Here is a 24626-nt window from a genome sequence, read left to right on the forward strand (position 1 = left end):
CGGCCTCTTAGGTAAATCCCGTTCAATTTCAGTGGGGCTGAGGTTCCAGCCCGCCCTCGGGTTCATCACCCTTGGAAGCTGGGCGCGCACCGGCCTTCGGAACAGCCGAGCCGCGGCTCGGAGGCGAATCATCGCCAAGATCGCGCGCAGGCTTTTCGCCACGGATCAGCGCCTTGATCTCTTCGCCGGTCAGCGTCTCGTATTCGAGCAGGCCTTCGGCGAGAGCGACGAATTCGTCATGCTTTTCCGTCAGGATCGTGCGGGCCTGGGTATAGGCTTCGTCGATCAGGCGACGCACTTCATTGTCGATCTTCTGCGCGGTGGCTTCCGAAACGTTCTTCGACTGCGAAACTGAATGGCCGAGGAAAACCTCCTGCTGGTTCTCGCCGTAAGAAACCTGACCAAGCTGGTCGGAGAAGCCCCACTGCGTGACCATGGCACGTGCAAGCTTGGTAGCCTGCTCGATGTCAGAGGAAGCGCCGGAGGTGATGTTCTCCTTGCCGAACGTGAGCTCTTCCGCGACACGGCCGCCCATCATGATGCAGAGCCGCGAGACCATCCACTTGTAGCTCATCGAGTAGCGGTCGCCCTCAGGAAGCTGCATGACCATGCCGAGCGCACGACCTCGCGGAATGATCGTTGCCTTGTGCAGCGGATCGGCCACCGCGACATTGAGCGCGGTGATGGCGTGGCCGGCCTCATGGTAAGCGGTGAGCTTCTTTTCCGCCTCGGTCATGGCCGAGGAACGGCGCTCGGCGCCCATCATGATCTTGTCCTTGGCGTCTTCGAATTCCTGCATGGTGACGACGCGCTTGTTGCGGCGGGCGGCCATCAGGGCTGCTTCGTTGACGAGGTTCATCAGGTCGGCACCGGAGAAGCCGGGAGTTCCGCGGGCCAGAATCTTGAGGTCGACATTCGGTGCCAGCGGGACATTGCGGGCATGGACCTTGAGGATGCGCTCGCGACCGACGATGTCGGGGTTCGGAACCACAACCTGGCGGTCAAAACGGCCCGGACGCAAAAGCGCGGGGTCGAGAACGTCGGGACGGTTGGTGGCGGCAATAAGGATGACGCCTTCATTCGCCTCGAAACCATCCATTTCGACAAGAAGCTGGTTCAGCGTCTGCTCGCGTTCATCGTTACCACCACCGAGACCGGCGCCACGATGGCGGCCGACGGCATCGATTTCGTCGATGAAGATGATGCAGGGCGCATTCTTCTTGGCCTGCTCGAACATGTCACGGACGCGGCTTGCACCGACGCCGACGAACATTTCCACGAAGTCGGAACCGGAAATGGTGAAAAACGGCACGTTGGCTTCGCCGGCAACCGAGCGGGCGAGCAGCGTCTTACCGGTACCCGGAGGACCGACGAGCAGCACGCCGCGCGGGATCTTGCCGCCGAGGCGCTGGAATTTCTGCGGGTCGCGCAGGAATTCAACGATTTCTTCCAGATCCTGCTTGGCTTCATCAACGCCGGCGACGTCGTCAAAGGTCACGCGGCCATGCGCCTCGGTCAGAAGCTTGGCCTTGGACTTGCCAAAGCCCATCGCACCGCGCGAGCCACCCTGCATCTGGCGCATGAAGAACAGCCAGACGCCGAGGATCAAGAGCATCGGCAGCAGCGTTCCGAGATAGCTCAGGAAGCCGGAGGAACCATCGGTTTCCGGACGCGCAGTTACAGCGACGTTCTTGGCCTGCAGGCGGTCGAGCAGGTTGTCGTCGATGACGGGCGAATAGGTCTGGAAGGTATTGTTGTTCTCCAGATAGGTTCCGGTCAGCCTGTTACCGGTGACCACAACATCCTTCACGCGGCCCGCATCAACCTCACGCAGGAACTGCGAATAAGGGATTTCACGGGAACCCGTCTGCGCCGGAGCCGTCTGGAACATACTGAAGAGAGCGATCAGCAGAAGCGCTATGATCGCCCACAAGGCGAAATTACGTAAGTTAGGGTTCATTGAACTCCCCAGCACTGGAACAGTCGCCTCATGGCGGCCGTCATATTTGGTCTCTAACATAGGGTTGCCCTGCGCCATTGCCAAGGTAATCCACCAAGTCAGATTGTTTTTCCGTCAATACTTCTTAAAGGCGGCTCCGCATAGGGCGCCCTTGAGAAAACTGCGGAAAGCCTGTCGGCAAAGGTGAAATCAAATCGTGTCAAAAAGCGGTCGAAGGGGGCAAAATGCGCCGTCATATCGACCGATCGGACGGATTCTGGAAATAAAAGCGGTTCCTCGGCGAACAAGGCCGGAGCAGAAGCGAGGGCTCGCTTCCAAGCAGCCTTTGGAAGGAACTTAGCCCACTCTCCCTCATTCCGGTGCTCACCACGTGAATCCAGTGCGTCGAAGTCATTCGCCGCACGGTCGCGCGGTGGCTCGATTCCTGCGACGAGCACGGGGATGACGGAGGAGTGAGCGGACCGCGCCTCGATCCTCATCGTCGTTCCCGACCCATTTTTGGCCTTGAATCTCCCATCCCAAACCCCAGCCTCCCCGGGCTTTAGAACCAGAGGCAACACCCCTCGGCTCTCACGCGCCAGATAAAGCCCGTCACGCCGCAAATCAAACACCACCCTGCCGATGGTCATCCGCCCCGGCTTGCCACCGGCTGCGAAAGCGAAAAGCCGTCCCATTTGTACCGTCCCCGGCACGAACGACTGTCCACCGAAAACCGCCGTCAGGCGGCCGAGCACATAGTTGAGGACTGCGTGATCCTGCTTCAGCCCATCGGGCATCACCTGTCCGAGCAGGCCGCCATGAAGCCTGAAATATCGATCGAGCCATTCTGCTCCTCCGGACGCAAGAGCCAGCCGCTCCTGCCCGTCCCTACGGGTATCCTTCTCTGAACCAGCTTCGGTCGATAGCTGCAGGCGCGTCCGCACCCGTTCGTATTTCAGATCCTCGTTGCTGGGGTCGTCGATCCACGACACGTTTCGCGCACTCAGGAAAGCGCGGATATCCGCACGCGTGGAGAAAAGCAGCGGCCGCAGGATCCAGAAGCGCCGGTCGAAGAGCACCGCATCCGCAATGCCGATCGAAACCTGCTCGGTTCGCTTGCCCTGCATCTTCAGCGTTTCGCGCTGATCGTCGGCCGTATGCCCGGTAACGATGAGATTGGCGCCGAGCGTTTCCGCAGCCTCGGCGAGAAGACCGTAACGCGCCTCGCGCGCAGCCGCCATGATACCGGTCTTCGGTTTTTCGCCCTGCCAGACCACTATCCGGTGCGGAATGCCGAGCGATGCGCACAGTGCTGCCACTTGACGCGCCTCGTCTGCGGATTCAGAGCGCAGCGCATGGTCGACGGTCGCAGCACAAAGGGAAATGGAAAGATCTGGAGTGGCCTTCAGCGCTTTGGAAAGCAGGAGAAGCAGGCCGGTGGAATCGCTTCCGCCCGAGATCGCGACAAGAATGCGCGCGGGCGTCTTCAGCGAAGCCAGGAAACGGCCGATTGCCGCCTCGGGGGAAATGGGTTCTTCCGGAAACAAACCGGAAGGCCTTAGCAGGCGAGACGCTTCTGTTCGCTCGCGACCTTGTTTATGACGGCGCGGGAAGCCTTCGGATAGCGCTTGGACACTTCGCGCAGCGTCGCGCAGGCAGTCTCGGTATTGTCGAGCGCGGCAAGCGACATACCAAGCTTCAGCAGCATCTCCGGCGCCTTTTCGGAGGTGCCGTATTTCTGATGGGCGTTGAGGAAGGTCTTCGCCGACTCGTTGAATTTACCCTGCGAATAAAGCGCTTCGCCGAGCCAGAAATTGGCGTCCGGAGCCCGTGCACTGTTCGGGTATCGGCCGATAAATTGGGTGAATTCCTGTTCGGCCGTGCTGTAGTCGCCGGAAAGTACATGGCCGTAGGCGGCCTTGTACTGATCGGCCTCGCTGCCGAGCGACGCTGTCTGCTGCGGCGCAGTTACGCCTGGAAGACTATTGCCCTTCGGCGCAGCATCCGGAAGCGGCGCGGAACCGACCGTTGCACCTTTACCTACCGAACCGCCGATCTGATTGCCGTTCTGGTCGAAATCCATGGAGCCCAGCTCGCGCGGCGGCTGGCCGAGGCCTTCATTGGCCGGCACATCGGTGGAGGGAGCCGTTTCGGCTCCCTGCGGGGCTTGGATGACCCTGGCGATATCGTCGCCACCGCCTGATGCCGGCGGAGCGACATCTGCCTCGCTCTTTTTCACCGGCGCCTTGGCACCGCCACCACCGCTTGCGCCGCCGCCCGTCTTTTCGAGCTGCTGGAAGCGGAATTCGTTGTCTTCCTGCTGCTTGCGGATCGTCTCCTGCATCTGGAGGAGCTGATAGCTCATTTCCTCGATTCGGCCGTTCAACTGCCGCATCTGGTCTTCCATCTGCTGTACACGGATTTCCGCATCACCGCTCTGCACTTTGATAACAGGTGCTGCTGGCTGACTCTGTTGCGCGGATTGGCCGCCGATGTGCAAGCCGAAGAACGAAGCGGAATATGCCGCTCGCTCGCTCCCGGTCACGGCCGCAAGGCACAGCATGCCTGCCACGACTAGTTTCTTCATTTGTATCGTCCTGTCCCAGTGATTCTTCGCGCCCCGATGGCACGAGCAGGAGATTTTTCCAATTGCTTTCAAAAAGCAACGGAGTCTGGCCAAAGTGTGGTCAAAAAGAAAGGCGGCCCACAAGGGGCCGCCTCGTCAAAATCCGGCTTTTGCCGGAAATTACATGCCTGCGCCGCCGAGAACGGTGACTGCACGGCGGTTCTGCGACCAGCAGGAAATATCGTCGCAGACGGCGACCGGACGTTCCTTGCCGTAGGAGATCGTCTTCATGCGCTGGGCCGGAACGCCGCGCGAAGCGAGATAATCCTTGGCGGATGCGGCACGACGAGCACCGAGAGCAAGGTTGTATTCGCGCGTACCGCGTTCGTCGGCATGGCCTTCGACGGTGATCTGGTAGTTCGGGTAGCGACCGAGCCACTGAGCCTGACGGTCGAGCGTCTGGGCGGCATCGGCGCGGATCGATGTGGAGTCGGTGTCGAAGAAGATGCGGTCGCCGACATTGACCGTGAAGTCCTGGGCAGAGCCCGGCGTTGCCGCACCGGCACCGAGGCCGAGATCACCCGCGCTGTTCGGCACGTTCTTCTTGTTGGCGCAGCTCGCAAGAGCGAGACCGGCTACAAGCGCGATCATGACGGGGTTGCGGGCGAAATTCTGCAGACGGCTCATTGCCGGGGTGTGAATTCGGCTCATGGCCGGTCTCCTTGCGACTTCAATCAGGGTTTCCGGACAGTAACCGCACTCGGTTAACCGGCCATCAAAGATTATGGTTAACGATTCGTTGATTTGTCCCTGCATCGCCCATTTTCAGGACTTTGCGGCGACATGAAGGCGTTATTTCCGCTCTCCACTACTCCAGAAGCGGCGACCAGGCCGGGTCCGAGCCATAGGCCGGCGTCTTGATGGCCTGTTCATTGTAGCCTGTTAGGTCGATCGAATAGAGTTGCGGGCCACCGGCACCTGCCGCCTGGCGGAAGAACATGATGACGCGGCCATTCGGCGCCCAGGTCGGGCCTTCGTTGTGAAAACCGGTCGTCAAAATGCGTTCGCCCGAACCATCCGGCTTCATCACGCCGATCGAGAACTTGCCGCCCGACTGCTTGGTGAAGGCGATCAGATCGCCACGCGGCGACCAGACCGGCGTGGAGTAGCGGCCATCACCGAAAGAAATACGGGTCTGGCCCGAACCGTCGGCATTCATGACATAGATCTGCGACTGTCCGCCGCGGTCGCTTTCGAAGGCGATGCGGTTTCCATCCGGCGAATAGGAGGGCGATGTATCGATCGCAGCCGTGGAGGTCAGACGGGTCGTCGTGCGCGAACGCAGGTCCATCGTATAAATGTTCGAGTTGCCTTCCTGCTGCAGGCTCATGATGACCTTCTGGCCATCGGGAGAGAAACGCGGCGAGAAGGTCATGCCCGGGAAGTTGCCGACGACCTCACGCTGTCCGGTCTCAAGCTGCAGCAGATAGACGCGCGGCTGCTGGTTGGCGAAGGACATGTAGGTCACTTCCTGCCGGCTCGGCGAGAAGCGGGGCGTCAGGACGAGGTCGCTGCCATCGGTCAGCATGCGCACGTTGAAGCCGTCCTGATCCATGATCGCCAGTTGGCGCTTGCGCTGCTGCTTAGGACCGGATTCGGAAACGAAAACGACTCGGGTATCGAAATAGCCCTCTTCGCCGGTGATCTGCTTATAGATCGCGTCAGCGATGATGTGGGCGACACGCCGCCAGTTCTCGGGTTGCGTATAAAACTGCTGGCCAGTCATCTGCTGACCGGCGAAGGGATCCCAGAGACGGAATTCGGCGCGAAGGCGCCCATCCGCTTCCTGGGTGACGCGGCCGGTGACCAGCGCCTGGGCGTTGATGACCTTCCAGTCCTCGAACCGCGGCGCGGCATCCGGATTGGAAATCTTCTCAATAAAGGCCGTCTTGTTGATCGGGGCGAACAAGCCGGAACGCTGCAGGTCGGCAGCGATCACCTGCGAGACCTGTGCGCCCATATCGCCCTGCAGGAAGTCCGTCACCGCAATCGGCATCGGCTGGACGTTGCCTTTTCGAAGATCGAGGGTGACCAACGCGTTCGCCGGCGTCGTGAAGGCTGCGACCCCAATCAGGCCTGCAATGACCATCAGAGCGCGGATGAGGGAACACTTGACCATATCAAACAAGCCTTTCAGCATCTTATTGGGTAAGAGCGCTGGTGTCGAAATTGAAAACAACTTCCTTCCAGACATCGTATTTATCTTTCGGAAGCATCGTAAAAGGAGCTGCGCGACGAACTGCGCGAAGGCCGGCATCGGCAAGACTTTTCTGCGCATTCTCACTGCCACCGGTGACCTGCACCCCAGGGTTGCCTACGATCTGCCCGTCTCTGGCTAGCTTTATATGGATCGTCAAACGCACGCTGCCGATATCTTTCAGGCGACTGTCGATGATGAATTGACGTTCGATCGCGTCTCGCACCGCATTAGCTTCAGCCACGCTGAGAACCGGCAAATTTGCATCGCTGTTTCGGTGATCAGCCGCCTCCGCATTTGCATCGAAGGGAAATGCGAGGCCAAGGATCAACCCTGTCAGCACCGCGTATATCCCGAAAGATTTCGCGAGATGGATCGAATCACTCGGCATTTAAATCCCCATATCGCTGAGGTCGAAGTTAACGACGACCTCGCTCCACGCATCATACTTGTCCATCGGAAGTGTCGAGTGAAAGGAAGGGGCGGATTTCATCACGGCACGGTAAGCGGCACTTTCCACTGCACGGCGCGTTGAGTCGCTGCCGCTTCCGCCGGACGACTCGATCTCAGGTTGGCCGATGATGTTTCCATCTTTGTCGAGCTTGAAATACATTTTGACGACCATGCCGGAAAGACCCTCCATTCCAGGAGTCGTAAGCCAGTTGCTGTGTATGAGGTTTTTTAGGGCTTCCTCTTCGCTCTGGCTGAGTTTCGAGCCACCATTGCTCTTCTTCGCCCCCAGCGATGCCTCCTGCGTCGAACGCTTGGCGCCGCCGGCGGAAGGCTCGGTCTTGTTCAACAGCGCCGAAATCTCGTCGGCATTGAAATCGCTCTTCATCGAAGAAGCCGATTTCGCCACCTCCTGCTTCTTGTCCGCCTTCTTCTTGTCCGTCGGCTTCTCCGCAGCCTTGGGCTCATCAGGCGTTTTTTCCGGCGGCTTTTCAGCCGGCTTCTGTGGTTCCGGCGGCTTTACCTGCGGCTTGACGACCGGCGTCGGCACCTTGTCCGGCAATGCTTCAGCATCCGGCTTCGGCGGCTCCTCAGGCTTGGCCTGTTCTTCCGGCGGTTTTTCCTCAGGCTTCGGCGGCGTCACCTCGACCGGCTTGGGCGGCGGAATGGAAGCAACCTCCTTCGGCTGCTCGACCTCGGTCTCTTCCTTGTTGACTTCCTTGACGTCGTTCGGCTTGGGGTCAACCTGCGGCAGCGGTTTTTCGCTGGAATTGGCGGCAGCCGCCTCGCTGTTGCTCGGTTTGGCGTTCGGCACTGGCGGCGTCTTCAGGTCGACATTATTATCGCCAGCGTTCTCGGCGGGCTGCGCGATCGGCGGCCGCGTCGTCGGCACGGGAGCGGAAGTCTCCTTCTTCGGAGCCTTCTTGTCGCCTTGCTGCAACTGCGTGATGGATTCGACCGGCACAAGGTCGACCGGCATCGCCTCGAAATCCTCCACCTTGAAGGATTCCGGAGCGCTCAGCGACACCAGCGCCCAGGTAAGCACCAGCACGTGCAGAACCGCAGATGTGACGACGCTGGTCTTCATCTTAAACGTTACTGGTCCTTCTTCTGCTGCGTAACGAGACCGATATTCTTGAAGCCTGCACCCTGGATGCGGGCCATCACGTCGGCGATCACGCCATAGGGCGCCGTTGCGTCGCCCCGCACGAAGATGCGTTCATTGTAACCGGTAGTCGCGATCGCCTCGAGCTTTGCAGCAATCTCTTCCGCCGGGATCGGCGTTTCCTGCAGATAGACTTCGCCGCTGTTCTTGACCGAAATCGTGATCGGCTGCGTCTCGGAATTCAGCGCCTTGGCCTGAGTTTCCGGCAGGTCGATCGGAACGCCGACAGTCATCATCGGTGCCGCCACCATGAAGATGATGAGCAGCACGAGCATAACGTCGACGAGCGGCGTCACATTGATTTCGGAGATCACTCCCTTGTTGCGGCCACCGCGGCGGCGGCGTCCGCCGCCTCCTCCGCTATTGCCGCCTACAGCCATACCCATGGTCGTCGCTCCGTCCGTTACTGCGCAGCCTGACGCGGCTGCAGCTTTTCATCGATCTGGCGCGAAAGGATGGCGGAGAATTCATCCGCAAAGCCTTCCATGCGACCCGAGAGCTTGCCGGCGTCGGCGGAGAACTTGTTGTAGGCGATAACCGCCGGGATAGCGGCGACAAGGCCGATGGCGGTTGCAAGAAGCGCTTCCGCGATGCCGGGTGCGACGACCGCGAGATTGGTGGACTTCGAACCGGCGATCGCCTGGAATGAGGTCATGATACCGACAACCGTACCGAAGAGGCCGATGAACGGACCGGCCGAGCCGATCGTTGCGAGCGACCCGAGGCGAGCGGAAAGAAATTCGGATTCGCGGGCGAGCGTCACGTCCATGGCGCGGTCGATACGCATCTGCAGACCGATCGGCGAACGCGCGCCCCGCTCGAAGGACTTTTTCCATTCGCGCATCGCCGCGACGAAGATCGCTGCAAGGCCGGTATTGGTACGCTCGGAAAGCGTCCGATAAAGTTCTTCCAGCGACTGGCCCGACCAGAACACCTGCTCGAACTTGTCGAACTGGCGACGGGCGCGGCCGTAAGCCAGATATTTGTCAATGACGATAGCCCAGGTCCACACCGAAGCGGCGATAAGGCCGAGCATGACCAACTTGACGACGATGCCGGCCTGCATGAAAAGCGACCAGAGGCTGACGTCGGTCGTGGCTGCTGCCAATCCTACTTGTTCCATAGATCCAAAATCCCCGAATCCAAACGCCCGGCGCTTGACCGGGCGGCACGAAGTGATCACGCAAGAATGTCTGGCGGCCGCCGCCCAAAGCCCTGGTCAAGCTTCCAAGCTCTTCTTCCGCCTTCTTGCCGTCAAATTTGGTCAAAGGAAGGCGTGCGTCGCACAAACTCCGACTCCGCGAGTAAGACACCATTATGGTTAATAGATCGTTAGTGCCAAACGATGACAGCGGGAATATCGCGGGAGATTTTGTTCCTGGATTAACTTGACCGGAGAATCGTCCGGTTGCTGAACACAGCGCTCATCTTGCAGCGCGGCAATTCCTTCACATAAAATTCAAGTTTTTACAAGCCCTCGTATCAGGGCGTCTCCGCACAGAAAACGGCGGTATTGTCTGCCTCTTGCTCATGTTTCCGGAATGAGCATTTGCCTTGCTAGCGCCTCCGGTAACCGGCGCGGCCTGCCCTTGGCGTTGATGACGGCAATGATCACCTTTGCGGCAATCAACAGCATATCGTCGCGGCGGATTTCCTGGCTGAGGACCATCTTGGCCCCGCCCGCCTTTTCGGTATGGGTCACCACGGTCAGGACATCATCCATTCGCGCCGGGCTCTTGAAGTCGATCTCCATGCGGTGGACGACGAAGACCAGCCCCTCCTCGTCGGCACTGACGAGGTCGCGCTGCTCGACGCCGAGGCAACGCAGATAGTCGGTGCGGCCGCGCTCGAGGAAATGCAGATAGCGGGCATGATAGACCAGGCCGGAGAAATCCGTATCCTCATAATAGACCCGCTGCACGAGGCGATGGCCCGCTTCGGTAAGTTCGCCGGAAATAGAAAAACCGCGTTCCGCCATAATTTTCTCCAAACTTTCCGGCCCTCTTTGGCGCAACACGTCTCGACACGCAAGCATTGAACAATTGTCATATTTCCTAACTATTCCCGTTAGGACGCAACCATGAGGAGCCAGTGGCATGAAGATCGCAGTGATGGGCGGAGACGGTTTCATCGGTTGGCCAACCTCGCTGCATCTCTCCGATGCCGGGCATGACATCCACATCCTCGACAATCTCTCCCGCCGCTGGATCGATACCGAATTGGGCGTGCAGTCGCTGACACCGATGGACTCCATTCAGGAGCGCACACGTATCTGGCATGCCGAAACCGGCCGCCGCATCCATTTCAATCTGATCGACCTCGCCCGCGACTACGAGCTTCTGAAGAAGTGGCTCGCCGAGAACCGGCCGGATGCAATCATCCATTTCGCCGAACAGCGCGCCGCCCCCTACTCGATGAAAAGCGACCGCCACAAGAATTACACCGTCAACAACAATGTCAGCGCCACGCACAACCTGCTGAACGCACTGGTCGAACTGCAGCTCGATGCTCATCTGGTCCACCTCGGCACCATGGGCGTCTACGGCTATTCGACGGTCGGCGCGGCGATCCCTGAAGGTTATCTGCCCGTTGGTATCGAAACGACCGGCGGCGAGACCGTTTCCCAGGAAATCCTCTATCCGTCCAATCCGGGCTCGATCTACCACATGACCAAGTGCCTGGATCAGCTTCTCTTTCAGTTTTACGCCAAGAATGATGGCCTAAGGATCACCGATCTGCATCAGGGCATCGTCTGGGGCACGCATACCGAACAGACGCGCCGCCATCCGCAGCTCATCAACCGCTTCGATTATGACGGCGACTACGGCACGGTGCTAAACCGCTTCCTCATCCAGGCCGCCATTGGCTATCCGCTGACGATCCACGGCACCGGCGGTCAGACGCGTGCTTTCATCCATATCCAGGATTCCGTCCGCTGCATCGAGCTGGCACTCGAGAACCCTCCGGCCCGCGGCTCGCGCGTCGAGATCTTCAACCAGATGACAGAAACCCATCGCGTGCGCGATCTCGCCGAGATGATCGCCAGGATGAGCGGTTCGGAGATCGTCCGGCTACCCAATCCGCGCAAGGAGGCGGCCGAAAACGATTTGGTCGTCAAGAACGACAAATTCCTGGGTCTCGGCCTCGATCCGATTACTCTGCAGGCCGGCCTGCTCGACGAAATCGTCGAAGTCGCCAAGAAATTCGCTTACCGCGTCGACCGCTCCCGTGTCCCGGCCGTCTCTGCCTGGACGAAGGATATCGCTGCGACGATCAATCACGACCCGGAAGGCAAGCGGCTGAAGTCCGTATCATGAGCGGTGCTTTTATCTCGAGGCACCGACCGCGCGTAAATCTAGGCGTTTGCGGGAGCGCCCGCCGCCAATGACCCAGACCCCACCCATTGCCTACGTCACCCTCGTCACCAACGCCGACTACGCGACGGGTGCCACCGCGCTGGCAAACTCCCTGCGCCGCACCGGCACCGAAGCCTCCATCGTCGTTCTGCATACCGGCGCGGTCGATGCGTCCGCCCTCGCCCCACTGGACGCTCTGGGCTGCCGGCTGATCGAAGTCGAACATCTACCCTTGTCAGATGCTTTCAACGAGCGTCATGCGCGCGGCAATCTCCACGTCGCCGCACCCTTCACAAAAGGCCGCAAACCGGTGTTTCATTCGCCGCTCGATAATTTCTGTAAGCTGCGCCTCTGGCAGCTTGTCGAATATGAGCGCTGCGTCTTCATCGATGCCGATGCGATCGTCTTGAAGAATATCGACAAGCTCTTCGCCTACCCGGAATTCTCCGCGGCGCCGAATGTCTATGAGAGTCTCGCCGATTTCCACCGCATGAATTCCGGCGTCTTCGTCGCCCGTCCTTCGGAAGAGACCTTCAGGCGGATGATCGACGTTCTGGATCAGCCCGACATCTTCTGGCGGCGCACCGATCAGACGTTCCTCGAAACATTCTTTCCCGATTGGCACGGCCTGCCCGTATATTTTAACATGCTGCAATATGTGTGGTTTACCATGCCGGCACTGTGGGATTGGAAGAGCATTTCGGTCCTCCACTATCAGTATGAAAAACCTTGGGAAAAAGATCACCCTAAGGCAACGAGGCTACAACCTTTGATCGATTTGTGGCATTGTTTCCATACTGGCGGCCATGTGCCGGAGATTGCATCTCTGGCCAATCCGGATGAGGTGGCATGAAAGTACTGGTATCAGGCGGAACGGGCCTCGTCGGACACTATATCGTCGAAGAGCTGCTTTCTGCCGGATATCAGGTGATTATCGGCGGGCGGCGCGCGCCGCTCTCCCGGTCCTTCTCCCGTCCGGTCGATTTCGCCCGACTTTCGCTCGATCCGGACGAGGACCATATCGGCGCCTTCGATGATGCCTATTTCTTCGTGCATGCCGCCTTCAGCCACGTCGAGGGAAAATACCGCGGCGGCGAAGGCGACGACCCAAAGGCGTTTCGCCGTCTGAACCTCGACGGCACCGTCAAACTCTTCGAGGAAGCAAAGCGTGCCGGCACCCGCCGTTGCATCTTCATCTCCAGCCGCGCTGCTTATGGCGAGCCTGCGCCAGGCACTGAACTGGTCGAAACCAAGCCCCCAGCACCGGAAACACTTTACGGCCAGGTCAAGCTCGATGCTGAACGATCACTGACACATCTTTCCGGCCCAGGCTTTGCCGGAGTAAGCCTGCGGGCAACCGGTATTTACGGCGATCGCTCTCCTAACAAATGGGACGACCTGATCGATGAGTATCTCCGCGGAGAGCCTGTTTCCCTGCGCGCGGGAACCGAATTACACGGCCGCGATCTCGGTCGTGCCGTGCGACTGATGCTTGAAACAGAAAGTGCCCGAATCTCGGGCGAAGTCTTCAACGTCTCGGATATCGCCGTCGACACAAGAGATATTCTCTCGCGCATACGGCACCACGCCAACTGTCCCTTCCCGCTGCCCGAGGCAGCGGACAAGGCGGGGCTTTGCCCCATGAATACGGAAAAGATCCGCACACTCGGCTGGAAGCCAGGCGGCATGTCTCTTTTCGAGCAGACCATGCGGCAATTGGCCGAGAAAAAAATGGTTCCTCGGCCCAGTTCCACGCAAGTCTGATCTGGCAGAGTACGCCCCAAATGTAATCGGGGGTATCTTATGCAGCTCGCAACCGTTTCGGCGTCCACCCTTCTGCGCGGCACTCAGCCAGCACAATCCGGCGTTTCATCCACGAGCGACGAGCCCGATACCGGCGTATTGAAGATCCAGCGGCAGTCGCTGGCGCTGGAGCAGGTGCGTAATTCGCTGGCAAGCTCCGCCGACGATGCAAAGAGCCGCGCTCAACGCAAGCTCGAAGAAGCCAAGCAGGAGCTTCAGGCGCTGAAGACGGCGGGCTTTCCTCCGGAAGTGATTGCCCGTCTCGCGGCCGAACTCGCGCGCAAGGTCGGCGCCGCGGCCTCCGAATTCGCCTCAGCCGTTGCCACTGGTGGCTCTTCCGGCGAAAGTGCTGCCACCAGCGCAGCAGCCACGTCCGCGACGACCGATGCCGCCACGAGCGAAACAGCCAAGGTTGTCGCGAGCGATGCAACGGCTTCCACCGAGGCAACGCAGGATACCGAAACGCCAACGGAAGCAGCCGACGACGGCACCAACACTGCGGAAACGGATGGCGCGGCTCATGCCCGCAAGGCCTATCAGGAAACCGTCGAAGACGGTCCGAAGTCGTCGGCAATTTCCGCCGATGACCGCAAAACGATGGAAGAATTCAAATCCGTCGTCCGCGAACTGAAGCAGATCCTTGAAAAGGCCATGCGCGATCTACGCGAGAAGAACCGCGATGCTGCCGCCGATGGCGCAATCGGCGCAGCACAATCGGCCGTGACCGGCCTGTCGGCTGCAGTGCCGACGGCGACCATTCCCTCCAGCATCGTCGTCTAGGTTTTCGGCGCTGCCGTCTGAGGCAACAGATAAATCGTTGCCTGGTTGACGAGCAGCACCAGGCAGGCGGCAAAGACGGTTGCGAATAACCTGTCCAGCAGCGCGGAAGCCGGGACGGCATGATCGGCTGTCCCCATGGCCATCATCATCAGCGGCGTCATCACGATCGAATAGACGAGATAGTTCCTGGCCCGCAAAAACGGCCTGATACCGCCGAGCGCTGCGACAACAAGCACATCGGCCCAGATCGGCAAGGCAAGGAAGGATAACAACCCCGCACAGCAGACGCCGAAAAGGACGCCGATCACCCTTTGCGTCGTCTTGAGCGGCAAACGTTCCGGCCGCCGCTCGATCAGCAGCACCAGCGTCAGCGCCGCCCAATGGACGTCATGATCGGGAAAGAACAGGTGGATCAGCGAGACGGCACTCAGGCAGGAAACCAGCCGGACGGGATATTGCCAACCTGCCGGCTCCACCAGGGAATGCCGCAGCCTGTTGAATTTCTGTCTGGCGGTTGGCTTGCGGTCGTCCTCGGTCTCCTCTGAGGCATGACCGCGGGTATGCGCGACGACCACAGCCATCGCCATGTGGAGAACGACAGCGAAAAGCGCGCCGCCGATGATGACGGCAAAGATAAGCAGCGGATCTGCCGTCGTGGCGGAGACGATGCCGCCGACCATGACCAGATAGAAGATGAAACGCATCGAGGCGGCGACCATGGCGCGATCGAAACCGCCTGTGACACCGGCAAGCGCGGCGATCAAGAGCAGGCCGATCTGCCAAGCGTCGCCGAGCCGCCCGAGTGCGCAGGCAAGCGCTGCCGCAAGCATCAGCACCAGCAGTGCGGCCCCTGCGCTCGCGGCTTGCGCCCGCAGTCTGCCATGCGCTACCGTCCCGCTCATCGCCATGCCGCCGATCAGGCCGAGCCCCGAATGGTGGCCTTTCGCAGCAAGCAGTGCCGGAACGGCCATGGCAAGCGCTGATACGGCGATTTCGATTGCCGTCACTTCCTTTTCAGTCGACCAGCGAAAGGCCCCGGCTACGTGATTGAATGTCTTTTCCATCAACCGTCTCTCAGACCCGGAATTGGGATCGGGAAAAATAATACGCAGTGCGTACTATATGTCCAGTAACCAGGACGCACCTGCGACACTCATCCTGCGATCCGTCCTGTTGCTCGGCCGCCGCCTGCGTGCCGCGCGGGCCGAGGGTCCGCATAGCCTATCGACCATCGCAATCCTCGCCACCCTTCACCGCCTGGGGCCGATGCCCGCCTGGCGGTTGGCCCTGGAGGAGCACCTGCAGCCGCAATCGGTCACCCGCATCATTGCTGCACTTGAGCGCGACGAGCTGATCAGCCGCACGCGTAGCGAGACCGACCGTCGCGAGATCGAACTGTCGATCACTCCTCACGGCCGTACGGTGTTGTCCGAGGACATAGGCTCTCGCCGCGCCTGGCTGGAAAAGGCGATGGACGCCCGCCTGACGCCGGAAGAGCGCACGACATTGATGGAAGCATCGGAAATCATGCTGAAGCTCGCCCAAGCCCATATCGAGGATGAGCCGCCAACAGGTGAGGAATAGGTGTTTTGCCTGTTGCAACCGACGGCGAGCGGCTATCTTCGCCGGATAACGATACGGAACCTAAAATGACACCAAAGGAATTGAAGGCCCAACTGCGCGCCGAGCGTCTGGCGCTTCGCGACGCCATCCCGACCGATCTGCGTGCCGCCAAAAGCCTCGACATGGCAGCTCATGCCGGCGATGCCATTGCTTTTGCGCCCGACACCATCATCTCGGGTTTTCTTCCGATCCGCTCCGAAGCCGACTTACAGCCGTTGATGACACGGTGGCGCGGACGTGGAGCCCGCCTCTGCGTGCCCGCCATCATCGATAAGCAGACCATTGTGTTCCGGGAACTCGCCCATGGCTCAGCGCTGATCGGCACCGGTTTCGGCACGGTCGGCCCAGGTGAGGATGCGGCTGTTCTCGACCCCGATATTATGCTCGTGCCGCTATCCGCCTTCGATTCCCGTGGCCACCGCATCGGCTATGGCGCCGGCCATTACGACCGGGCAATCGACCGTCTCCGGCAAAAAGGCCTGTCTCCGAAGCTGATCGGCATTGCATTTGACTGCCAGGAAGTGGCAGAGGTACCCGCTGAGCCGCACGACATAAGCCTGGATTCCATCCTGACGGAAAGCGGCCTGCGCCATTTTACCTCACGGATTGGATAGGGAATGCGACTGCTATTTCTGGGTGACATGGTTGGCAAGACGGGACGCACGGCGGTTTGGGATCGCCTGCCCGGCCTGGTTTCCGACCTGAAACTCGACTTCGTCATCGTCAATGGCGAGAACGCCGCCGGCGGCTTCGGCATCACCGAAGACATTTTTCTGGAAACGATCAATGCCGGCGCCGACGTGGTGACGACAGGCAATCACGTCTGGGACCAGAAGGATGCCGTCGCCTTCGCAGGTCGCCATGACCAATTCCTGCGACCGGCGAACTACCCTCAGGGAACGCCTGGCCGCGGCTCAGGCCTTTTCTATGCGCGCAACGGCGCCCGCGTGCTCGTCGCAAACATCATGGGCCGCGTCTTCATGCATCCCGAGCTCGACGACCCCTTCAAGGCGGCCGAAACGATCCTTGCTGCCTGCCCTTTGAAGGAACAGGCCGATGCCATCATCTTCGATTTCCATGCGGAAGCGACAAGCGAGAAGCAGTGCTTCGGCCATTTCGTCGACGGCCGCGCCAGCTTTGTCGTCGGGACGCACACTCATGTGCCGACCGCCGACACGCAGATCCTGAACGGCGGCACCGCCTATATGTCGGACGCCGGCATGTGTGGCGATTACGACTCCTCGCTCGGCATGGACAAGGAAGAGCCGCTCAACCGCTTCATCTCCAAGATGCCGAAGGGCCGCATGGAGGCAGCCACCGGGCCTGCCACCATCTGCGGTGTCGGCGTGGAAATCTCCGATGCGACGGGACTGGCGGAGAAGATCGCCCCCCTGCGCCTCGGCCCGAGGCTTGCCGAGACGATCCCGGAGTTTTGGCGCTAGCGCCTCGTAACACGCAATTGTGAGCATGCCCCGTCTGGACCGCTGCGACGGCATGCCGCATCCTCCCGGCGTCGTGAAAGCGCCGGAGGGGTGGCATGAAGCCGCATTGTCTTGTCCTCGCTATCGCATGTGTTGCGGTTTTCTCCGCACCGAACCTTGCCGAAGCCCAGGAAGATCGAAGACCGGTCAGCCAGTGCCAGGCCATCGCGCAGAATATTCCCAAGGCCACCTTCGCGAGTTTCTCCAGCGCAGTGCCGGTGGTCCCAGCGGTTTCCGAGGGTGAGGACGTCAAGTTCACCTATCTCGGCCATTCGACTTTCGAGATCGAGACGCCTGGCGGCATCGTCATCGCCACTGATTATAATGGTTGGTACAAGCCGGCCGTCACCCCCGATGTCGTGACCATGAACAAGGCGCACTCGACGCATTACACGCTGACGCCGGATCCCGGCATCAAACACGTGCTGCATGGCTGGAGCGACGCCTCTGGCGATAAGGCCAGGATCAATCTCGTGGTTGGTGACGCCTATATCCGCAACGTCACGACGGATATCCGCTTCAGTTACGGGCTCGGCGGATCACAACTCGACGGTAATTCCATTTTCATCTTCGAAATATCAGGCCTTTGCATCGGCCATCTCGGCCACCTGCATTATGAGCTGACCGATACGCATTACACCGAAATCGGCAGGCTCGACGTGGTCATGGTACCGGTCGACGGCGGCCTGACCATGGGAGCCGACAGCATGAGCCGCGTCATCAAACGGCTGCGCTCATCGCTGATCCTGCCGATGCATCGCCGCGGGCCGCCGGTCAACGCCTTCATCTCGATGTTCGGCAATGGTTTCGACGTCAACTATGCGCCCGACAACAGCATTACCGTTTCGCTGCGCACGCTCCCGAAGAAGCCCCTGATCTATGTGATGAAAGACGTGCAGTAAAAAGGCCCGGACTACAGCATCGGCCCGAAAATCGGAATCGATTTTCGGGCCGATGCATAGATTCAAAAAGGTAGAGCGTTCTTTGTGCGTCCGAATGGACGCACGGCGCTCTGTGCCGGGCCTTTGGACTCAAGCAAATTGCAGATGCCGCTTGATGCCGACATCGGGCATCTTCTCCTCGTCGAAATTGGCCTTGGCGATTTCCCAGCCGAATTTCAGCTTGCTGCCGGTAGACACCCAGATTTCCGCATCATCGACATGCATGGAAAGCATCGTCAGTTTCGGATCCTTCTTACCGCCCTCATACCAGGCGGCCACGACAGAGTTCCAGAACTCCTCGATCTTTGCGGAATCAGGACGCACCTCGATAACCCCGGACAGGCAGGCATGATAATCGTGGTTCTTGCCGATCACGCAGAAATGCGCGCGGCTGCCTGGTTTGATCATCTGCACGAGTTCGGCATCCGTCTTGGTATAGAACCAGATCGTATTGGTGGTCGGATCGACATTCGGAGCCATCGGCTGCATATGCATGTCGACGCCTGAAAGGCCGAGCATGCCGGCATGGATGTCGTTGATCTGGTCCCAGAGCTGACGTGCCGGTTGTTCACGGGCTTCGCTGAAGCTTGCCATGGCCGTTCCTTTCCTGTTGGTGTCGTCGGTTGAAAACGTCATCTCCTCGGCTTTGTTCCGCCACCCGCCACGCCGTCAGGGAAGGATCGAAAAGCTGCTTTTTCCTTGAATATCGCCCCTTCCGATCCTATAAGGCGGCCCATTCCGAACAATGAGACGTGAACAGGGGTGCCATGGCTGGCCATTCACAGTTTAAAAACATCATGCACCGCAAGGGCCGTCAGGATTCCGTGCGGTCGAAAATGTTCTCCAAGCTCGCGCGCGAAATCACCGTTGCCGCCAAGGCCGGACTGCCCGACCCGACGATGAACGCCCGCCTGCGCCTGGCGATCCAGAACGCCAAGGCCCAGTCGATGCCGAAGGACAATATCGACCGCGCGATCAAGAAGGCCTCCGGAGCCGACACGGAGAACTATGACGAAGTCCGCTATGAAGGCTATGGCCCGGGCGGCACGGCGATCATCGTCGAGGCCCTGACCGACAACCGTAACCGCACAGCTTCTAACGTCCGCTCGATTTTCACCAAGGCCGGCGGCGCCCTCGGTGAAACCGGCTCGGTGTCCTTCTCCTTCGACCATGTCGGCGAAATCACCTACAAGCTGTCCGCGGGTGACGCCGACAAGATCATGGAAGCCGCCATCGAGGCCGGCGCCGATGACGTCGAGACCGATGAGGAAGGCCACTACATCACAACCGCCTTCGAAGCCCTCGGCGACGTCGCCAAGGCTCTCGAAGCCACTCTCGGTGAAGCTGATACCGTAAAGGCGGTCTGGCGCGCCCAGAACAACGTGCCGGTCGACGAAGAAAAGGCCCAGTCGATGCTGAAGCTCATCGACTCGCTCGAAGACGATGATGACGTCCAGAACGTCTATTCGAACTTCGAAGTCTCGGAAGAAGTCCTGGCCAAGCTTTCGGCCTGACGCCTTGTCGAATACGGAATGAAAAACCCGGCTGCACTTCAGCCGGGTTTTTGTTTGCCTGTGTTCTGCTGATTAGGCTGCAGCCCGCATGAAATTACCGAGCCCGGCAAAGAGCTCCACCGATTTCAATCGCGCCTCGACGTCATGGATCGGCATCGAGATGATCACTTCATCGGCCTGCGTCTCCTTCAGGAAGTCGTTGAGCTGAGCTTCGGCCGTGGCCGGCGAGCCGACGACGGCGTAACGCAGCGTATGTTCGACATTCATCTTCTCCATCGGCGACCAGAAAGCATCCATATCCTTGACCGGTCGCGGGAAAGGCCCGCGCACATTGCGCCGCAGGTTGACAAACTGCTGCTGGGCCGAGGTGAAATGATACTGTGCCTCCTCGCCCGTTTGCGAAACGGCACCCATGACGCCGACCATTACATAGGGCTTGTCGAGTTCTGCCGAGGGTTGGAAACGGTCACGGTAGATCGCGATCGCATCGAGCAGCATATCAGGCGCGAAATGCGAGGCGAAGGCAAAGGGAAGGCCGAGCATGGCCGCAAGCTGGGCACTGTAGAGACTGGAGCCGAGCAGCCAGATCGGGATATGCGAGTCGTTACCGGGCACAGCGAGGATAGCCTGATTTTCGATCGGCGTGCCGAGCAGCTGCTGCAGCTCCACCACATCATTGGGAAAGCTGTTGGCACCGGCATCGAGATTACGCCGCAGCGCTTGCGCCGTGCGCATATCCGTTCCCGGCGCGCGGCCAAGCCCGAGATCGACACGGCCGGGGAATAGCGCTTCCAGCGTGCCGAACTGTTCGGCAATGACGAGCGGCGCGTGGTTCGGCAGCATGACGCCGCCCGAGCCGATGCGGATGGTCTTCGTCACCGCTCCGATCTGGCCGAGAATGACTGAGGTTGCAGCGCTTGCAACGCCGGGCATACCGTGATGCTCCGCCATCCAGAAACGCGTATAGCCGTATTCCTCCGCCTTCTGAGCCATTCGCTTCGACGCGTCGAAGGATTGGCTGATGGTCGTGCCTTCGGCCACGGGGGAAAGATCGAGAATGGAAAAGGGAACCATGGAAACCTGCCGCGCAAGAATAGGGGTGCGGTCTATGTAGGTTCGCTATGGAGCTATTCCAAATCGCAGCGCAAACAAAAACACCGGTAGCAAGCGGCTGTCATTCGTCGAAAGCAGAAGAGAATTTCAGTGCACCGGAGGGCGGCGGCCCGTTGAAGACGATCCGCTGCACATATCGCGTTTCGAGATCGCCGTAAGTCAGCCTTCCATCGCTTTCGAAGCCGACGTCGCGATAGACCGAGGGATTGCCGATCAGCGCACAGCCCGTCGCGTCACGCTCTCTCAGCAGGTCCAGACCTTTCAGGATCAACGCTCTGCCGATGCCCTGCCGCTGCCGCTCCGGCTTCACCGAAATCGGCCCCAGCCCATACCATCCGTCCTCGACACCGCCGATCGTGATCGGCGAGAACGCGATATGGCCGATGATCTCTTCGCCCTCTTCCGCAACGAGCGATATCGCAAGGTCACCTGATGCACGAAGATCCCTGACGATCCGGGCCTCGGTATTGTTGCTATAAGGCATCGGCTCGAATGCCGCCCATGTCAGTGCGTGAATGGCATCCGCATCCTCAGGTCTTTCGAAGCGGATAATCATAATACGATCAAGCCCGTTTCCGCAGCAGGTGCATGTCGCCGCCATGCTGCTGATGTCCTTCGCCAAGGGTGAAATTGCCGAGCTGGCGGTCCATTTCCACAGCCTCCGTCGCGAGACGATGGATCGCAGCCGTCGTTTCCTCGACCATAGCCGCATTCTGCTGCGTCATGGAATCGAGTTCGGCGACAGACGTGTTGATCTGTCGTAACGTATCCGCCTCCTCGCGGGTGGACTCCATGATCTCGTTGATCTGGCCGTTGATGGCTTCGACATGGCCGCCGATGCCGGTCAGTGCAACCCCGGCCTTCTCGACGAGGGCCACACCGCTTTCTACCTCATGCGTGGATTTCTGCAGCAGGCTGGAGATTTCCTTGGCTGCACTCGAAGACCGCTGCGCCAGTTCGCGCACTTCCATGGCGACGACCGCAAAGCCCTTGCCGCTTTCGCCGGCACGCGCTGCCTCGACGCCGGCGTTCAGCGCCAGCAGATTGGTTTGGAAGGCGATATCGTCGATGACGGAAATGATGGTGTTGATCTGGCGCGAAGACGTCTGGATCGCCTCCATCGCCGCAATCGTCTCGCGCATGATCTGACTGGAGCCGACCGTTTCCTTCTTGGCATCGCGGGCGATGCGCTCGGCATGCTCGGCTCTTTGGATCTGCACGCGCACCGACTGGGTGATGGCGCTGATCGCATTAGCCGTCTCGGTGATCGAGCTTGCCTGCCGCTCGGTGCGGCCGGCCAGTTCATCCGCCCCCGTGCGCATCTCCTCGGAGCCTGCACGGACGGCCATCGAGTTGCCGCCGATCGCCGTCATCGTTTCGTTAAGCGTTGAGAGCGCCTCGTTGAAGTTCACGCGCAGGCTTTCGAGCTCGCTCGGGAAGCGGGTTTCGATTTGATAGGCCAGATCGCCGCTTGCCAGATGATGAAGCCCTTCGTCGAGTGCCGTGACGACGTCCTGCAGGCTGCGGGCTTCTGCTTCGCGCTGCGCAAGGTTCTCCTGGCGTTCGCTTTCGGCCTGTGCACGCGTTTGCTCGCTTACTGCTTCGAGTTCGCGACCTTCGATCAGCGACTGCTTGAAACGGCCAAGCGCCTTCGCCATCGTGCCAATCTCATCCTTGCGGTTCTGGCTGCCGATCTCGACTTCCAGCTTGCCGTCAGCGACTTCGCGCGTCACGCCCGCAAGGCGGGCGAGCGGCGAGAACAGAAAGTTGGTGATGAGCCCCGTGGCAACGGCCATGATGACGAGAACGCCGATGCCGATCCAGGTCAGCAGCGTGGCGATCTCGATGGAGCCGGCATTCAATTCGCTGAGCAGCACGCTTTCGACGACGAGGAACCGGTCACCGCGATAGTCGATGCCGCGCACATAAGCGCGTGCCACACCATCGGCGCGATCGAAATCCGCAACTGTCATCGCCGAGCTCGCTAGCGCATCCTTCACAAAGGTGAACTGCGCAGTATCGAGCGTCGCAAGCCGGCCGGACGCATTAAGACCGACGGCCGAGCCGTCACCTGAAATGATCGCCGCCTGTGCCGTGCTGTCGGACACGATACCCTTCGCTAGAATGCCGGTGACGACGTCATCGCGCACCTTGAACAGCATCAGACCCTTCGCCTGGCCGAGCTTGACGATCGGCACGGCATAGAAGATCGCCGACTTGCCGCTGCCCGCATCGACGCGCAGACCGGAGAAGGCCGTCGGCGCGGAATCGTCGGTTGCCTTCGCGGTATTCTCGATCGCCTTGGCATAGGCGATGCCTGATCCGGTGGCCTTCCAGGCGTCGGACTTCAGGTTTTCGGCAAAGTCGTCGTTCTTCTTGTAGGAATAGAGCACGGTGCCGTCGAGATCGACGATCAGCAGATCGCTGAAGGCGGTATCAGTGAGATCGCGGGCCACTTCGCCCTGCGTCTTCTCGTGGCTCGAATAATAAAATCCGCTCGGCCCCTCGGGCTTGGCAAGCTTTTCGCGCTGGTCGGGCGGGTTCGGGTTGTTCGTGATAAATACCTTCTTCAGCTCGCCCCGCGCATCGCCGGAGCTCTTCTCCATCGTCTTCCAGCCGCTCTTCAAATTGGTGATCGACATCTGCAGCGCTTCGATGCGCGCGATGGAGGTCGCCTGGTTCTCGAGCTGCTCGAGCTGATCCTGCAGCATGTCACCGCGGAAGATCAGCACACTCTCCTTCGCCTTCAGCGCCTGCTCGTCGGAAACGCGGCTGCTGGCGAAATAGGCGAGGACGTCAATCACCGCGACCGAAAGCGTGGCCAACAGGATGAAGGTGGCAATCACCTTGAAGGACAGGGACTGAAATCTCTGAGCCATGAAAACGAACCCTTCCGGAACGGCGCACCAGTCGGGAAAATCGCCGGCCAGTTGACCTGTAAACAGAACATCGGAGGCTTAAGCCCTGCGGAAGCCGGCCCCTCTCACATTTGATGGACCAGAATTCATGCATCCGGTTTAATTCCCGGTAAATGCCGTACCGAAAACAGGGCGCGTTTTCGCTTTGTTCACATATCGATGGCACTTATTTCGCCTCCGCTATAGGGTGAGCCATGCAAAACACGATTCGCATCATCGGTATCGATCCCGGCCTTCGCCGCACCGGATGGGGCATTATCGATACGCTCGGTAATTCGCTGCGTTTTGTTGCCTCGGGAACCGTCACCTCGGATGGTGACATGGATCTCGCCTCGCGCCTCTGCCAGCTGCATGACGGCCTTGCTGAAGTCGTTCATTCCTACAAGCCGGACGAAGCCGCCGTCGAACAGACCTTCGTCAACAAGGATGCGGTAGCGACCCTGAAGCTCGGCCAGGCTCGGGGTATTGCCATGCTGGTGCCTGCCCGCGCCGGCCTGCCGGTGTCGGAATATGCACCGAACGCCGTAAAGAAGACCGTCATCGGCGTCGGTCACGGCGAGAAGAAACAGATCCACATGATGCTGAAAATTCTCATGCCGAAAGTCGAATTCAAGGGCGACGACGCCGCCGACGCCTTGGCGATCGCCATCTGCCATGCCCATCACCGCGGTGGAAACCGTATGCGCCAGGCGATGGCCGGCTGATCCTTCGCTCGATATC

The 24626-nt window shown here is 59.9% G+C and carries 25 protein-coding genes; 10 read left to right on the forward strand and 15 right to left on the reverse strand.

Annotated elements, in window-relative coordinates:
• Nucleotides 1-28 precede the first annotated feature (28 nt).
• The 10 genes from ftsH to ybgC form a co-directional block, all read right to left on the reverse strand.
• Nucleotides 29-1960: an ATP-dependent zinc metalloprotease FtsH gene (gene ftsH / locus AC1DUP_RS10275; RefSeq protein WP_113295401.1), complete on the reverse strand. Its 1932-nt coding sequence runs from the start codon at nt 1958-1960 to the stop codon at nt 29-31.
• 98 nt (nt 1961-2058) lie between these two features.
• Nucleotides 2059-3486, reverse strand: coding sequence for a tRNA lysidine(34) synthetase TilS (tilS, locus tag AC1DUP_RS10280; protein ID WP_477832603.1), 1428 nt, complete (start codon nt 3484-3486; stop codon nt 2059-2061).
• Between the two features lie 11 nt (nt 3487-3497).
• On the reverse strand, nt 3498-4526 hold the full coding sequence (gene ybgF, locus AC1DUP_RS10285) for a tol-pal system protein YbgF (RefSeq protein WP_113295399.1): 1029 nt from the start codon (nt 4524-4526) through the stop codon (nt 3498-3500).
• Nucleotides 4527-4685: 159 nt separating this feature from the next.
• Nucleotides 4686-5216 carry a peptidoglycan-associated lipoprotein Pal gene (gene pal, locus AC1DUP_RS10290; RefSeq protein WP_113309296.1) on the reverse strand — a complete coding sequence of 177 codons (531 nt, stop codon included), beginning with the start codon at nt 5214-5216 and terminating at the stop codon, nt 4686-4688.
• Between the two features lie 157 nt (nt 5217-5373).
• A complete protein-coding gene (gene tolB / locus AC1DUP_RS10295) occupies nt 5374-6684 on the reverse strand; it encodes a Tol-Pal system beta propeller repeat protein TolB (RefSeq protein ID WP_477832604.1) in 1311 nt (436 codons plus the stop codon).
• Nucleotides 6685-6706: 22 nt separating this feature from the next.
• Entirely contained in the window at nt 6707-7153 is a 447-nt protein-coding gene (locus AC1DUP_RS10300) for a cell envelope integrity TolA family protein (protein WP_477832605.1), read from the reverse strand.
• The gene (locus tag AC1DUP_RS10305) at nt 7154-8299 is read right to left on the reverse strand and encodes a hypothetical protein (RefSeq protein ID WP_477832606.1); all 1146 of its coding nucleotides are present in this window, start codon (nt 8297-8299) and stop codon (nt 7154-7156) included.
• Between the two features lie 8 nt (nt 8300-8307).
• Complete coding sequence (tolR, locus tag AC1DUP_RS10310; protein ID WP_007827059.1) at nt 8308-8763, reverse strand: protein TolR; 456 nt, start codon at nt 8761-8763, stop codon at nt 8308-8310.
• 17 nt (nt 8764-8780) lie between these two features.
• The gene (tolQ, locus tag AC1DUP_RS10315; protein ID WP_113295393.1) at nt 8781-9500 is read right to left on the reverse strand and encodes a protein TolQ; all 720 of its coding nucleotides are present in this window, start codon (nt 9498-9500) and stop codon (nt 8781-8783) included.
• A 405-nt stretch (nt 9501-9905) separates the two neighbouring features.
• Complete coding sequence (ybgC, locus tag AC1DUP_RS10320; protein WP_113295392.1) at nt 9906-10355, reverse strand: tol-pal system-associated acyl-CoA thioesterase; 450 nt, start codon at nt 10353-10355, stop codon at nt 9906-9908.
• 118 nt (nt 10356-10473) lie between these two features.
• On the opposite strand from ybgC, the gene AC1DUP_RS10325 reads away from it, so the two are divergent.
• From AC1DUP_RS10325 to AC1DUP_RS10340, 4 genes are all read left to right on the forward strand, one after another.
• A complete protein-coding gene (locus tag AC1DUP_RS10325; RefSeq protein WP_477832607.1) occupies nt 10474-11694 on the forward strand; it encodes an NAD-dependent epimerase/dehydratase family protein in 1221 nt (406 codons plus the stop codon).
• Between the two features lie 67 nt (nt 11695-11761).
• Complete coding sequence (locus tag AC1DUP_RS10330; protein WP_113508386.1) at nt 11762-12586, forward strand: glycosyltransferase; 825 nt, start codon at nt 11762-11764, stop codon at nt 12584-12586.
• Nucleotides 12583-13497: an NAD-dependent epimerase/dehydratase family protein gene (locus AC1DUP_RS10335; RefSeq protein ID WP_477832608.1), complete on the forward strand. Its 915-nt coding sequence runs from the start codon at nt 12583-12585 to the stop codon at nt 13495-13497. Before AC1DUP_RS10330 ends, AC1DUP_RS10335 begins: the two co-directional genes overlap by 4 nt.
• A gap of 39 nt (nt 13498-13536) precedes the next feature.
• Nucleotides 13537-14316, forward strand: a complete 780-nt coding sequence (locus AC1DUP_RS10340) for a hypothetical protein (RefSeq protein WP_113508388.1) — start codon at nt 13537-13539, stop codon at nt 14314-14316.
• Here AC1DUP_RS10340 and AC1DUP_RS10345 read toward each other — a convergent pair.
• On the reverse strand, nt 14313-15380 hold the full coding sequence (locus AC1DUP_RS10345) for an FUSC family protein (protein ID WP_477832609.1): 1068 nt from the start codon (nt 15378-15380) through the stop codon (nt 14313-14315). The two genes, AC1DUP_RS10340 and AC1DUP_RS10345, sit on opposite strands and share 4 nt — an antisense overlap.
• A 58-nt stretch (nt 15381-15438) precedes the next feature.
• On the opposite strand from AC1DUP_RS10345, the gene AC1DUP_RS10350 reads away from it, so the two are divergent.
• The 4 genes from AC1DUP_RS10350 (at nt 15439) to AC1DUP_RS10365 (ending at nt 18322) form a co-directional block, all read left to right on the forward strand.
• Nucleotides 15439-15900, forward strand: a complete 462-nt coding sequence (locus tag AC1DUP_RS10350; protein WP_115036374.1) for a MarR family transcriptional regulator — start codon at nt 15439-15441, stop codon at nt 15898-15900.
• 65 nt (nt 15901-15965) lie between these two features.
• Complete coding sequence (locus AC1DUP_RS10355; protein WP_477832610.1) at nt 15966-16553, forward strand: 5-formyltetrahydrofolate cyclo-ligase; 588 nt, start codon at nt 15966-15968, stop codon at nt 16551-16553.
• 3 nt (nt 16554-16556) lie between these two features.
• Nucleotides 16557-17381 carry a TIGR00282 family metallophosphoesterase gene (locus tag AC1DUP_RS10360; RefSeq protein ID WP_113295384.1) on the forward strand — a complete coding sequence of 275 codons (825 nt, stop codon included), beginning with the start codon at nt 16557-16559 and terminating at the stop codon, nt 17379-17381.
• A gap of 95 nt (nt 17382-17476) precedes the next feature.
• Complete coding sequence (locus tag AC1DUP_RS10365; RefSeq protein WP_477832611.1) at nt 17477-18322, forward strand: MBL fold metallo-hydrolase; 846 nt, start codon at nt 17477-17479, stop codon at nt 18320-18322.
• A 129-nt stretch (nt 18323-18451) separates the two neighbouring features.
• Here the strand turns inward: AC1DUP_RS10365 and AC1DUP_RS10370 are convergent, their stop codons facing one another.
• The gene (locus AC1DUP_RS10370) at nt 18452-18955 is read right to left on the reverse strand and encodes a pyridoxamine 5'-phosphate oxidase family protein (protein ID WP_113508393.1); all 504 of its coding nucleotides are present in this window, start codon (nt 18953-18955) and stop codon (nt 18452-18454) included.
• Between the two features lie 173 nt (nt 18956-19128).
• Here AC1DUP_RS10370 and AC1DUP_RS10375 point away from each other — a divergent pair, with 173 nt between their 5' ends.
• A complete protein-coding gene (locus tag AC1DUP_RS10375; RefSeq protein WP_113295381.1) occupies nt 19129-19875 on the forward strand; it encodes a YebC/PmpR family DNA-binding transcriptional regulator in 747 nt (248 codons plus the stop codon).
• 72 nt (nt 19876-19947) lie between these two features.
• Here the strand turns inward: AC1DUP_RS10375 and AC1DUP_RS10380 are convergent, their stop codons facing one another.
• The 3 genes from AC1DUP_RS10380 to AC1DUP_RS10390 form a co-directional block, all read right to left on the reverse strand.
• Nucleotides 19948-20949 carry an LLM class flavin-dependent oxidoreductase gene (locus tag AC1DUP_RS10380; protein WP_477832612.1) on the reverse strand — a complete coding sequence of 334 codons (1002 nt, stop codon included), beginning with the start codon at nt 20947-20949 and terminating at the stop codon, nt 19948-19950.
• A gap of 100 nt (nt 20950-21049) precedes the next feature.
• The gene (locus AC1DUP_RS10385; RefSeq protein ID WP_477832613.1) at nt 21050-21544 is read right to left on the reverse strand and encodes a GNAT family N-acetyltransferase; all 495 of its coding nucleotides are present in this window, start codon (nt 21542-21544) and stop codon (nt 21050-21052) included.
• A 7-nt stretch (nt 21545-21551) separates the two neighbouring features.
• A complete protein-coding gene (locus tag AC1DUP_RS10390) occupies nt 21552-23867 on the reverse strand; it encodes a methyl-accepting chemotaxis protein (protein ID WP_477832614.1) in 2316 nt (771 codons plus the stop codon).
• Between the two features lie 233 nt (nt 23868-24100).
• Here AC1DUP_RS10390 and ruvC point away from each other — a divergent pair, with 233 nt between their 5' ends.
• Nucleotides 24101-24610 carry a crossover junction endodeoxyribonuclease RuvC gene (ruvC, locus tag AC1DUP_RS10395; protein ID WP_113295377.1) on the forward strand — a complete coding sequence of 170 codons (510 nt, stop codon included), beginning with the start codon at nt 24101-24103 and terminating at the stop codon, nt 24608-24610.
• Nucleotides 24611-24626: the final 16 nt, after the last annotated feature.

Source organism: Rhizobium sp. 01L419, from assembly GCF_056400025.1.

What these genes read in the sequence shown, in the direction of transcription:
- AC1DUP_RS10390 (WP_477832614.1), bottom strand. Translation starts at nt 23,867, where the DNA reads ATGGCTCAGAGATTTCAGTCCCTGTCCTTCAAGGTGATTGCCACCTTC.
- AC1DUP_RS10335 (WP_477832608.1), top strand. Translation starts at nt 12,583, where the DNA reads ATGAAAGTACTGGTATCAGGCGGAACGGGCCTCGTCGGACACTATATC.
- AC1DUP_RS10370 (WP_113508393.1), bottom strand. Translation starts at nt 18,955, where the DNA reads ATGGCAAGCTTCAGCGAAGCCCGTGAACAACCGGCACGTCAGCTCTGG.
- ybgC (WP_113295392.1), bottom strand. Translation starts at nt 10,355, where the DNA reads ATGGCGGAACGCGGTTTTTCTATTTCCGGCGAACTTACCGAAGCGGGC.
- AC1DUP_RS10375 (WP_113295381.1), top strand. Translation starts at nt 19,129, where the DNA reads ATGGCTGGCCATTCACAGTTTAAAAACATCATGCACCGCAAGGGCCGT.
- AC1DUP_RS10350 (WP_115036374.1), top strand. Translation starts at nt 15,439, where the DNA reads ATGTCCAGTAACCAGGACGCACCTGCGACACTCATCCTGCGATCCGTC.
- ybgF (WP_113295399.1), bottom strand. Translation starts at nt 4,526, where the DNA reads ATGAAGAAACTAGTCGTGGCAGGCATGCTGTGCCTTGCGGCCGTGACC.
- AC1DUP_RS10340 (WP_113508388.1), top strand. Translation starts at nt 13,537, where the DNA reads ATGCAGCTCGCAACCGTTTCGGCGTCCACCCTTCTGCGCGGCACTCAG.
- AC1DUP_RS10300 (WP_477832605.1), bottom strand. Translation starts at nt 7,153, where the DNA reads ATGCCGAGTGATTCGATCCATCTCGCGAAATCTTTCGGGATATACGCG.
- AC1DUP_RS10355 (WP_477832610.1), top strand. Translation starts at nt 15,966, where the DNA reads ATGACACCAAAGGAATTGAAGGCCCAACTGCGCGCCGAGCGTCTGGCG.
- AC1DUP_RS10345 (WP_477832609.1), bottom strand. Translation starts at nt 15,380, where the DNA reads ATGGAAAAGACATTCAATCACGTAGCCGGGGCCTTTCGCTGGTCGACT.
- ftsH (WP_113295401.1), bottom strand. Translation starts at nt 1,960, where the DNA reads ATGAACCCTAACTTACGTAATTTCGCCTTGTGGGCGATCATAGCGCTT.
- AC1DUP_RS10330 (WP_113508386.1), top strand. Translation starts at nt 11,762, where the DNA reads ATGACCCAGACCCCACCCATTGCCTACGTCACCCTCGTCACCAACGCC.
- ruvC (WP_113295377.1), top strand. Translation starts at nt 24,101, where the DNA reads ATGCAAAACACGATTCGCATCATCGGTATCGATCCCGGCCTTCGCCGC.
- AC1DUP_RS10305 (WP_477832606.1), bottom strand. Translation starts at nt 8,299, where the DNA reads ATGAAGACCAGCGTCGTCACATCTGCGGTTCTGCACGTGCTGGTGCTT.
- AC1DUP_RS10380 (WP_477832612.1), bottom strand. Translation starts at nt 20,949, where the DNA reads ATGGTTCCCTTTTCCATTCTCGATCTTTCCCCCGTGGCCGAAGGCACG.
- pal (WP_113309296.1), bottom strand. Translation starts at nt 5,216, where the DNA reads ATGAGCCGAATTCACACCCCGGCAATGAGCCGTCTGCAGAATTTCGCC.
- tolQ (WP_113295393.1), bottom strand. Translation starts at nt 9,500, where the DNA reads ATGGAACAAGTAGGATTGGCAGCAGCCACGACCGACGTCAGCCTCTGG.
- tolR (WP_007827059.1), bottom strand. Translation starts at nt 8,763, where the DNA reads ATGGGTATGGCTGTAGGCGGCAATAGCGGAGGAGGCGGCGGACGCCGC.
- AC1DUP_RS10360 (WP_113295384.1), top strand. Translation starts at nt 16,557, where the DNA reads ATGCGACTGCTATTTCTGGGTGACATGGTTGGCAAGACGGGACGCACG.
- AC1DUP_RS10385 (WP_477832613.1), bottom strand. Translation starts at nt 21,544, where the DNA reads ATGATTATCCGCTTCGAAAGACCTGAGGATGCGGATGCCATTCACGCA.
- AC1DUP_RS10365 (WP_477832611.1), top strand. Translation starts at nt 17,477, where the DNA reads ATGAAGCCGCATTGTCTTGTCCTCGCTATCGCATGTGTTGCGGTTTTC.
- tolB (WP_477832604.1), bottom strand. Translation starts at nt 6,684, where the DNA reads ATGGTCAAGTGTTCCCTCATCCGCGCTCTGATGGTCATTGCAGGCCTG.
- AC1DUP_RS10325 (WP_477832607.1), top strand. Translation starts at nt 10,474, where the DNA reads ATGAAGATCGCAGTGATGGGCGGAGACGGTTTCATCGGTTGGCCAACC.